This is a genomic window from Halobacterium sp. DL1 (assembly GCA_000230955.3).
In the GTDB taxonomy this organism is placed as follows: domain Archaea; phylum Halobacteriota; class Halobacteria; order Halobacteriales; family Halobacteriaceae; genus Halobacterium.
In genome coordinates this window covers 279808-288940 of the sequence record CP007060.1, presented here as the reverse complement: position 1 = coordinate 288940, position 9133 = coordinate 279808, and the positions used below count along the sequence as shown (strand labels likewise).

Below are 9133 nucleotides of genomic sequence, written 5' to 3'. Positions count from 1 at the left end.
CGTGGTGGTCCCGTCATGAACGCACACATCGAGGGCGTCCGCGTCGCCGGCACGCCCGACGGCGCGCTGCCGGTCGTGCTCGTCGGCGTCGAGGACGAAGAGGACGTCCTCCCCATCTTCATCGGCTTCGACGAGGCGACGAGCATCGCCCGCGGTCTCGACGCGAGGGACATCGGGCGGCCGCTCACGCACGACCTCACGCTCGACCTCGTCGAGGAACTCGGCGGCCGCATCGACCGCGTGGTCGTCGCGCGCGTCGAGGAGGGCACCTACTACGCCGACCTACACGTCCAGACCCCCCGCGGCGACGCGGTCGTGGACGCCCGCCCGAGCGACTCGCTGGCGCTGGTCGCGCGCACCGACGCCCCCATCGAGGTCGCCGAGGACGTCTTCGAGGAGGGGCGCCGCGACCCCGAGGCGTTCGGTGACCTCGACGACATCCGCGAGGTGCTAGAGCGGTGAGCGACGGGGACGCTGACGACGTACTCCGCGAACTGTTCGCGGTCGTCGAGGACCGCAAGGAGACGCTCCCGGAGGACTCCTACACGGCGAGTCTGTTCACCCACGAGAAGGGCGAGAACGCCGCCCTCGAGAAACTCGGCGAGGAGACCACGGAGTTCCTGCTCGCCGCGAAGGACGGCGACACCGACGAACTCGCCCACGAAGGCGCCGACGTCGTCTACCACATGCTCGTCGTGCTCGCCGAACACGACATGGACGTCGAGGACCTGCTGGACGAACTCCGGGCGCGTCGCTGACGGGCCGCGACTGCGGGGGAACCGATTGATTTTCACGGTGAGCGACGGGAGTGACGCACCCATGGACTCAGTGGTCTCCGCCGACGATACCGAAATCGGCTACAGGACGTACGGCGACGGTCGCCCACTCGTCCTGGTCCACGGCGGGAGCACCACGAAGGGGAGCTGGCGCGCGCTCCGGCCGCACCTCACCGACCAGTTCCGCGTGGTGACCTACGACCGCCGCGGCCGCGGCGCGAGCGCCGACGCCGACGAGTACGACCTCGGCCGCGAGGTCGCAGACCTGCGGGCCGTCGTGGACGCGGTCGACGGCGACCCCGTCGTCGTCGGGCACTCCTACGGTGGTCTCGTCTCGCTGGCCGCTGCCGGCGACCTGGACATCGACGACCTCGTTCTCTACGAGCCGGCGGTCCTCGTCGGCGACCACCGCGGCGACGACCTCGCCGACCGACTGCAGGCCCGCCTCGACGACGGCGACCGCGAGGGCGCCATCGAGCTGTTCTTCCGGGAGGCCGGCGACATCCACGAGTTCGACCCGGGACTGGTCGCGCGCGCCACGCCACTCGCCGAGACGGTCGTCCGGGAGACCCGCGTGGTCGAAGGCTACGAACTCGGCGACCCCGACGTTCCGGATTCGACGCTGCTCCTGGCGGGGGAGCACAGCCCCGACCACCTCCGGGACGCCGTCTTCGAACTCGCCGACCGCGTCGAAACGGCGACGGTCGCGGAGCTATCGGGCGTCGGCCACCTCGGCGTCCAGACCGCGCCCGAACAGTTCGCCGAGGAACTGCGTTCGTTCCTGGCCTAGCGCTCCACGAGCCAGCCACCGACCGCGCCCGCGATGGCGCTGTCGATAGCGAGCAGGAGGAACACGACGAGTGCGATGAGACCGATACCGAGGCCGAGGAAGCCCGCGGGCACGAGCCCAGTCGCCCCCAGCACGAGGCCGAACAGCACGATGATGATGGCGACGATGATACCGCCGATCGCGCCCGCGAGCAGGCCGTGCCAGGCGCCGCGCCAGAGGCCGCCGCCAGCCATCCAGCCCGCGACGAAGCCGCCCGCGAGCCCCGCCGCCGCGTGGCCGATGCCGGGCAGCGCGAACGCGAACACGCCGAACACGAACTCGACGGCGAACCCGACCAGCACCGCGCGCCAGTTTGTCATATCCGAGTAGAGGGACTCTATGGCCAAAAGCGTCGTGTACGACCGACTGGGCGTTCAGTCCGTCAGTCCCTGTTCGACACCCGGTAGCGGGTGGACTGAAAGGGGCGAGGCTACGAACGACGGCGGACGACGCAAGCACCGCAGCGGAGCGAGGAGCACAGCGAGTCCCCCGAGTTCGTAGCCTCGGGGCTTTCGAAGAGCGCTCTCCAGAACCACATCCTCGAGTGAACCTGAAGAAGCCCCACAGCCGCCGATACGTGGCCTTTTACGTGTCGCCTGCCTACTCGCGAGCATGATTTTCGAGAACCTGCCGACGACGCCCACGTCGGAGGAACTCCTCGACAAGGCGTTCTCGCGGGCGGCGCGCTCGGGGCGGGCGAAGGGGGGCCGGGAGGCCCAGGAGTCGATGCTGCAGACGTCCTCGAACATCCTCGGGGACAACCTCCACAACGTGGTGACGGAGTGGCCGGACTTCGACCAGGTGGACCCGTTCTACTACGAACTCGCCGACGCCATCCTGCGCAAGGAGTACGACAGCGACGAGGGTATCGACGCGCTCCGACAGCACCTCTCGGAGATATCGTGGGCGGCCTCGAAGACCCACGACCTCGGCCGGGAGTACATGGGGAAACTCCCCCACGACACGGACGGCGCCCGGAAGATTCGCAAGCAGGCGTTCGCGCGGATGGGGTCGGTGATGAACCAGGTTGCCGACGACCTCGAGGCGGTCGGGCAGGCGCGGGACGCGCTGAAGAACCTGCCCACCATCGAACCCGACGACCCGACCGTCGTCGTCGCGGGCTACCCGAACGTCGGGAAGTCGTCGTTCGTCAACGCGGTGTCGAGTGCGAAGATCGAGACCGCGGAGTACCCGTTCACGACGAAGGGCATCCGCGTCGGGCACTTCGAGCACGAGCGCGTGCGCTGGCAGATCGTCGACACGCCGGGGCTGCTCGACCGCCCGGCCGACGAGCGCAACCAGATCGAGAACCAGGCCGTCTCCGCGCTCGCGCACGCTGGTGACGTCATCCTCTTCTTCCTCGACCCGAGCGGGACGTGTGGCTACCCCCTCGAGGACCAGCGCGCGCTCCGCGCGGAGGTCGCCGCGCAGTTCCCGGACGTCCCACTCGTGACGGTCTGCAACAAGACCGACCTCTCCGACGAGGTGGAGGCGGACTGCTACATGAGCGTGGAGACCGGCGAGGGCGTCGAAGAAGCGCTCGAAGCCGCAATCGAGGCTGTCGGCTTCGAACCCAAACTGCCGTTCGAGGAGTAGCGCGTCACTGCCGCGGAGCGTCCGTCACTCGACGCGCGCGACCTGGACGTAGCGGACCTCGACGGTGATGTTGCGGCCGGCGCGTGCGTCGATGCGCTCGTTCAGCGTGGCCGGGAGCCCGGGGTAGTCGCTACCGGGGGGCACCCCGAGGGTCACCACCACCTCCGTGGGGTGCTGGACGACGAGGCCGGACTCGTACTCGTAGCGCATGTCCAGCAGCGTGACGCCCTCGTACTGTGGCGCGCCGGTCAGGTCCTCGACGCCGGCTTTGACCGCTTGCTCCGTCGAGGCGGACTGGAAGGAGGCGTACGTGACACCGCCGAGGAACGCCGACAGGACGGCGATGGCGAACACCAGGACCGCCGCGCGCTTGACCAGCGCGGCGCGGGCCTGTCCCACCCGGAAGAACCGCTCGGGTCGGTAGCCGGAGTACCACAGCACCACGAGCGCGGCAAGGTTGATGGAGAGCACGTTCACCAGCACGAGGATGCCGGACCCGATGGCGAGCGTCGGAATCCCCCAGGCGATGCCGATGCCGACGGTGGCGGCTGGCGGGATGAGTGCCACGGCGATGGCGACGCCGACGAGCGCGGCGGAGACGCCGGTCATCAGGCTGAACACGCCCGCGACCCCCGCGCCGAGGGCCACCACGAGCGAGAGGAAGTCCGGCCGGAGGCGCTCCCGGACCTCCGACAGTTCGACGACGTCGAGGCCGGGCGGCACGACGTGGGCCTCCTTCACGAGGAAGGCGAACACCGCGGCGCCGACGACCGACAGCAGGACGCCGAGCAACTGGAGGCGGACGCCGCGCCGGAACAGGTCGTTGTCTCCGACGACGGTGCCGACGCTCGCGGACATCGCGGGACCCAGCAGCGGCGCGATGACCATCGACCCGACGACGGTCGCCGGAGAGTCGAGGAGGAGACCGGCCGTCGCGATGATGGTGCTGACCAGCGTCAACACGAAGTACGTCCGCCACTTTGGCGCGAGTTCGTCGGCGCGGGCGACCAGTTCCTGTCTGGCGATGTGCCCCCCTTTCTCGGACTCCTCCTCGTAGCGCTTGGAGAGCGCGTCGAACTGCCGGGAGACGACGGTTTCGGCGTTCAGGACGATCGTGTAGGCGTCCTCGGCGAGCCCCACGTCGTGGAGGGATTCGAGGATATCCTCGACGGCTTCGGTCGGGAGCGGAAAGTGGACTACTGCGGTGTACTCGCGGCCGCTGGTCTCCTCGGTAACCACGTAGTCGATACCCTCGTCGTCGAGCGTATCCAGGACCGCGCCCCGTTTGCCCGTCGGAATCGTCACCTGTACGAGTCGCACGACAGTCGATTGAGCGGGACGGGGGAAAAACGTTCATGAGCGTTGCCGACCCCGGTTCGTCCCGGGGTCGCTCGCAGTTCGTTACGCGGCGGTGGCGTTGTACGTCACGTGGACGTTCGCGGTGACGGTCACCGCGCCCGCCTCGATGGAGGTGCTGTCGCCGGCAGCGCTCGCGTACGCCGTCTCGACGCGGTAGTCGTGGTACCGGGTCTCGGTGGAGACGATGGTGTGGACCTCGGTCACGGAGAGGTCGCCGGCGGCCGCGAGCGTGTCGGCGCGGTCGCGGGCGTTGCTCATCGCCTCGGTGAGCGCCTCGTTGTGGAGTTCCTCGCGCTTGTCCTCGGAGAGCGTGAAGGAGACGCCGTTGACCTGGTCGGCGCCGTTGTCGACCGCGACGTCGATGACCTCGCCGGCGGCGTCGGTGTCGTCGAGCGTGACCTCGAAGGCGTGGATGCCGCGGTAGTCACCCTCCTCGACGCCTTCGGGCGTCCGCTCGCGTTCCTGGCGGATGTCGTAGTGCGCGGTGCGGATTGCGTCGCTGTCGAGGCCGTACTCCTCGAGGGCCGTCCGCATCGACTGCGCGTCGGAGGCGAGTTCCTCGCGCACGGCCGTGGAGTCGTTGCCGGTCGCGACGATGGCAACTTGCACGATGGCCTGGTCGGGCGTCGCCTCGATCTCGCCGTTCGCGGAGACGGTGATGGACTTCTGGGACTGGTCGGGCTGGCTGGCGGAAGCGGGGCCACTGCCGAGCATGAGCGCGCCCCTGACGCCGGCGCTGACGAGCAGCGCGGAGCCGAGGACGGCTAGCAGGAGTGTTTTCTGTCGCATACATGAACCCCTTCGGCGGCCTACTGCTTTAACCTCCCCAGGACTCAAAGCAGCGTTTGAGCGTCCGCGAGACGGTGAGCGAAGCGAAGCGTCTCGGGCTGAGCGAACGGGGAGTGGAGTGAAACGTCTCGGGCTCGGACGCGAGGTTTAACCCCGACCGCTGGCTACCCTGGGTATGTTCGAGAACCGACCGGACCGGAGCGACGAGGTCGTGCTCGTCGGCCGGTCGAACGTCGGGAAGTCGACGCTGATGCGCGAGATTACGGGGCACAAGGTACCGACGGGACAGAAACCCGGCGTCACCCGCCAGCCCAACCACTTCGACTGGGCGAGCGAGGACTTCATGGTCACCGACCTGCCCGGCTTCGGGTTCATGTCCGGCGTCGAGGACGACCACCGCGAGCAGATCAAGACAGACATCGTCCACTACCTCGAGGCCAACGCCGACGACATCCTGGTCGGCGTGCTCGTCCTCGACGGGAAGGCCGCCGTCGACATCATCGACCGCCACTCCGGCGACGACGAGATTCCACACGTCGTCGAACTGTTCTACCTGCTCGAGGACCTCGGCATCGCGCCCGTCGTCGCCGTCAACAAGATGGACAAGGTCGACGACCGCGACGAACGGCTGGACGACATCGCAGACCGCCTCGGCCTGCTCCCGCCGTGGAAACAGTGGCAGGACACCATCGCCCCCATCACCGCCAAGACCGGCAACATCCAGGCACTCAACGAGGCCGTCCGCACCCACCTCGAGGCCGCGAAGCGCGACGACCTGAAGCAGTTCTTCTAGCGGACCTTTTGCGCTGTGGGCTGGCGAAGCCAGCCCTCGGCAAAAGCTCCACCAAAAGCACTCCTCCCTCACTCCGCTACGTGGTTCGAGAGACGCCGTAAGCGTCTCTCGTCATCACGAGAGAGCTTCGCTCTCTCGAACGACTCCGCTCGGTCGCCGGACGCTGGTGCGGCGTTTTAAGTGTGAAGCCGGGACCAACCCGCCCCGTGACCTGACAGCCGACGTGGGCCGGGCAGCGAAGCGGCGGTGGACCGGTCCGCGCGCAGTGACGCCACCTGTTCGCCAACCCGGAGCAATGGCTACGCGTCGTCCGGAGGCGGGCGACTCGGGAGAAAGGCCTCGTCACAAGGGGCTCGGAGGGGGTAACTCCTCGTCACCGTCGCCCGCGAGTCCGTAGGAAGCCCTGGGAAAAGAGGCTTTCACTCCCGGGCCGCCCCGTCAAGCGCTCGAAGCTATTTGGCCGTGGGCCTCGAACGGTCCACTATGAGACAAGTAGTCGTCGTCAGCGACACCCACATCCCGTCCCGCGCGGACGAACTGCCCGACTTCGTCGCCAACGAACTGGAGGACGCGGACCTCGTGGTCCACGCCGGGGACTTCGACAGCGAGGCGGCCTACGACGAGATTCGCGACATCGCGGACGACCTCGTCGCGGTCCGCGGGAACATGGACCCACGTAGCCTCGGCCTCCCCAAAACGGAGACGCTGTGGGTCGAGGACGTCCAGTTCGTCGTCGTCCACGGCACCGGCCCGCTGGACGGCTACGAGGAGCGCGTCCGCGAGACGGTGCGCGAGGAGCGCGACGACCCGAACGCTGTCGGTATCTCGGGGCACACCCACAGGCTTCGCGACTGGACGACCGACGACGTCCGGATGCTGAACCCGGGGAGCGCCACCGGCGCGGACCCCGCCGAAGAACCGTCGCTGCTTCTCCTCGAGGTCGAGGAGGACGCTATCGACGTGACCCCGCGCTGGGAGTGAGGGGGCTCCGGTACCGTCGGGACTTTTGCCGGGGGCGTCGAAGTCGGGGGTATGCACGCGTTCGCGGTGCCGGGACTGCCGGAGGTGCGGCCGGGCGACGAACTCGCCTCGCTGATCGCCGAGCGAGCGGAGCTGGCCGACGGCGACGTCGTCTGCGTCGCCAGCACCGTCGTCTCGAAGTCCGAGGGGCAGACCGCCCGCCTCTCGTCGTTCCCCGCGGGGCCGCGCGCCCGGGAGATAGCTAACCGCCTCGCCGACGTCACTGGCGAGGAGAAGGACCCCCGGTTCGCGCAGGCCGTCCTCGAGGAGTCGACGGACGTACTGATGGAGGCACCGTTCCTACTGACGGAGACGCGGTTCGGGCACGTCGGCGTCAACGCCGGCATCGACCGCTCGAACACCGGCGATGCGGACATCCTGCTCCTGCCGAAGCGGCCGTCGGAGAGCGCCGAACGAATCCAGTCGAAGCTCGACGCGGACGTCGCGGTGGTCGTCACGGACACGTCCGGGCGGCCGTTCCGGCACGGCCAGCGCGGCGTCGCACTCGGGTGGGTGGGGATGCCCGCGTCCCGGGACTGGCGGGGGGAGACCGACCGTGACGGCCACGAGCTCGCGGTGACCGTCGAGAGCGTCGTGGACGAACTTGCGGCGACGGCGAACCTCGTCTCCGGGGAAGGCGACGGCGGTACGCCCGTGGTGGTCGTGCGGGAGTTCGAGTTCGGCGACCACGCTGGCAGCGACGAACTGTACCGCGAGGTCGAGGGGGACTTCGTGCGGCAGGCGCTCCGGGGGTGGGAGTATGCGCGGGATTGAGCTCACGCCCGAGGTTCCTGTCACCGACGTCGCGGCGCTCGGAGAGCGAGCGGAGCGAGCGGGGTTCGACGCGGTGTTCGCGTCGTGTCACTACAACAACCGCGACCCGTTCGTCGCGCTGGACCGCGTAGCCGCGGCGACGGACGACGTGCTCGTTGGGCCCGGTGTGGCGAACCCCTACGAGACACACCCCGTGAAACTCGCCTCGCAGGTGGCGACCCTCGACGAGGTGAGCGGTGGGCGGGCGGTGCTGGGCGTCGGCGCGGGCGACGCGTCCACGTTGCGGAACCTCGGATTCGAGCGCGACCGGCCGCTCCGCCGAGTGCTGGAGACGTTCAAGGTCGCCCAGGACCTCTGGGCCGGGGAGCGCGTCGACCACGACGGGACGTTCGTCGCGCGGGACGCCGGCCTGAACTACGAGGTCGGCGAGGTGCCCGTCTACGTCGGCGCGCAGGGACCGCACATGCTTCGAATGGCCGGGAAGCACGCCGACGGCGTGCTGGTGAACGCGAGCCACCCCCGGGACCTGGCGTGGTCCGCCGACCGGGTCGCGGAGGGCGTCGAGGACCGCGTCGCCCCCGGAGACGTCGACGTGGCGGCGTTCGCCTCGGTGTCGGTAGCCGAGGACGCCGAGAAGGCGCTTGCTGCGGCACGGCCGCCCGTGGCGTTCATCGCGGCTGGCGCCGCGCCACCCGTGCTGGACCGCCACGGGATCGACCGCGAGCGCGCCTCGGAGATCGGCGAGCAGATAGAGAGCGGCGAGTTCTCGCGGGCGTTCGAACTGGTGACCGACGGGATGCTCGAGGCGTTCTGTCTGGCGGGCGACCCCAAGGACGTCGCCGAGCAGCTGTCGGCGGTGACCGACCACGTGGACAGCGTGGTTGCCGGGTCGCCGCTCGGCCCCGACCGGGAGACGGCGGTCGGGTTGCTGGCGGCGGCGTTCGACGACGCTGGCGTCTGAGAAGCGTGTTTTACGTCCGGTCGCGCTCGCGGCGCTGGCGCTCGAAGGCGGTGTCGGGAACGAATCCTTCGAGCATACCGCCGGTCGCGAGCCCGCCGAAGACGGCGGAGCTGAGGAGGATGAGCGCTACGCCGACCAGGATGAGCACCGTCGACAGCGGGTCGACGCCGGCGGCAGTCGCGAAGTTCTCGGCGAGCGAGACGACGTTGTCGATGACCCAGACCATACGGCGAACT

General features: G+C 69.1%; 12 protein-coding genes. 8 read left to right on the top strand and 4 right to left on the bottom strand.

All coding sequences use genetic code 11. The features are described 5' to 3' along the window. Positions 1–15: 15 nt before the first annotated feature. The 3 genes from HALDL1_03050 (at position 16) to HALDL1_03040 (ending at position 1566) form a co-directional block, all read left to right on the top strand. Positions 16–462, top strand: coding sequence for a hypothetical protein (locus HALDL1_03050; GenBank protein AHG02713.1), 447 nt, complete (start codon positions 16–18; stop codon positions 460–462). Then, on the top strand, positions 459–758 hold the full coding sequence (locus tag HALDL1_03045; protein ID AHG02712.1) for a phosphoribosyl-ATP pyrophosphatase: 300 nt from the start codon (positions 459–461) through the stop codon (positions 756–758). The genes HALDL1_03050 and HALDL1_03045 overlap by 4 nt, the downstream gene beginning before the upstream one ends. Positions 759–819: 61 nt before the next feature. Beyond that, entirely contained in the window at positions 820–1566 is a 747-nt protein-coding gene (locus tag HALDL1_03040; GenBank protein ID AHG02711.1) for an alpha/beta hydrolase, read from the top strand. Here the strand turns inward: HALDL1_03040 and HALDL1_03035 are convergent. Then, positions 1563–1925 (bottom strand): hypothetical protein, encoded by a 363-nt coding sequence (locus tag HALDL1_03035; GenBank protein AHG02710.1) that lies wholly within the window; start codon positions 1923–1925, stop codon positions 1563–1565. The genes HALDL1_03040 and HALDL1_03035 overlap by 4 nt on opposite strands. Positions 1926–2217: 292 nt before the next feature. Between HALDL1_03035 and HALDL1_03030 the strand changes: the two genes are divergently transcribed. After that, entirely contained in the window at positions 2218–3201 is a 984-nt protein-coding gene (locus tag HALDL1_03030) for a GTP-binding protein (GenBank protein ID AHG02709.1), read from the top strand. Between the two features lie 24 nt (positions 3202–3225). On the opposite strand, the gene HALDL1_03025 is transcribed toward HALDL1_03030, so the two are convergent. Both HALDL1_03025 and HALDL1_03020 read right to left on the bottom strand, forming a co-directional pair. Continuing rightward, a complete protein-coding gene (locus HALDL1_03025) occupies positions 3226–4521 on the bottom strand; it encodes a hypothetical protein (GenBank protein ID AHG02708.1) in 1296 nt (431 codons plus the stop codon). Positions 4522–4602: 81 nt separating this feature from the next. Beyond that, complete coding sequence (locus HALDL1_03020) at positions 4603–5349, bottom strand: hypothetical protein (protein AHG02707.1); 747 nt, start codon at positions 5347–5349, stop codon at positions 4603–4605. 175 nt (positions 5350–5524) lie between these two features. Here HALDL1_03020 and HALDL1_03015 point away from each other — a divergent pair, with 175 nt between their 5' ends. The 4 genes from HALDL1_03015 (at position 5525) to HALDL1_03000 (ending at position 8897) form a co-directional block, all read left to right on the top strand. Beyond that, positions 5525–6142 (top strand): GTP-binding protein, encoded by a 618-nt coding sequence (locus tag HALDL1_03015; protein AHG02706.1) that lies wholly within the window; start codon positions 5525–5527, stop codon positions 6140–6142. A gap of 483 nt (positions 6143–6625) precedes the next feature. Continuing rightward, positions 6626–7123 (top strand): phosphoesterase, encoded by a 498-nt coding sequence (locus HALDL1_03010; GenBank protein ID AHG02705.1) that lies wholly within the window; start codon positions 6626–6628, stop codon positions 7121–7123. A gap of 51 nt (positions 7124–7174) precedes the next feature. Beyond that, on the top strand, positions 7175–7936 hold the full coding sequence (locus HALDL1_03005) for a F420-0--gamma-glutamyl ligase (protein AHG02704.1): 762 nt from the start codon (positions 7175–7177) through the stop codon (positions 7934–7936). Continuing rightward, positions 7923–8897, top strand: a complete 975-nt coding sequence (locus HALDL1_03000; GenBank protein ID AHG02703.1) for a 5,10-methylenetetrahydrofolate reductase — start codon at positions 7923–7925, stop codon at positions 8895–8897. The genes HALDL1_03005 and HALDL1_03000 overlap by 14 nt, the downstream gene beginning before the upstream one ends. A 10-nt stretch (positions 8898–8907) precedes the next feature. Here HALDL1_03000 and HALDL1_02995 read toward each other — a convergent pair whose 3' ends face one another. Continuing rightward, positions 8908–9123 carry a hypothetical protein gene (locus tag HALDL1_02995; protein ID AHG02702.1) on the bottom strand — a complete coding sequence of 72 codons (216 nt, stop codon included), beginning with the start codon at positions 9121–9123 and terminating at the stop codon, positions 8908–8910. Between the last annotated feature and the right edge of the window lie 10 nt (positions 9124–9133).

Coding starts and splice junctions, on each gene's coding strand:
- HALDL1_03035 (AHG02710.1), bottom strand. CDS start 1,925: ATGACAAACTGGCGCGCGGTGCTGGTCGGGTTCGCCGTCGAGTTCGTG.
- HALDL1_03015 (AHG02706.1), top strand. CDS start 5,525: ATGTTCGAGAACCGACCGGACCGGAGCGACGAGGTCGTGCTCGTCGGC.
- HALDL1_02995 (AHG02702.1), bottom strand. CDS start 9,123: ATGGTCTGGGTCATCGACAACGTCGTCTCGCTCGCCGAGAACTTCGCG.
- HALDL1_03030 (AHG02709.1), top strand. CDS start 2,218: ATGATTTTCGAGAACCTGCCGACGACGCCCACGTCGGAGGAACTCCTC.
- HALDL1_03010 (AHG02705.1), top strand. CDS start 6,626: ATGAGACAAGTAGTCGTCGTCAGCGACACCCACATCCCGTCCCGCGCG.
- HALDL1_03020 (AHG02707.1), bottom strand. CDS start 5,349: ATGCGACAGAAAACACTCCTGCTAGCCGTCCTCGGCTCCGCGCTGCTC.
- HALDL1_03000 (AHG02703.1), top strand. CDS start 7,923: ATGCGCGGGATTGAGCTCACGCCCGAGGTTCCTGTCACCGACGTCGCG.
- HALDL1_03005 (AHG02704.1), top strand. CDS start 7,175: ATGCACGCGTTCGCGGTGCCGGGACTGCCGGAGGTGCGGCCGGGCGAC.
- HALDL1_03050 (AHG02713.1), top strand. CDS start 16: ATGAACGCACACATCGAGGGCGTCCGCGTCGCCGGCACGCCCGACGGC.
- HALDL1_03040 (AHG02711.1), top strand. CDS start 820: ATGGACTCAGTGGTCTCCGCCGACGATACCGAAATCGGCTACAGGACG.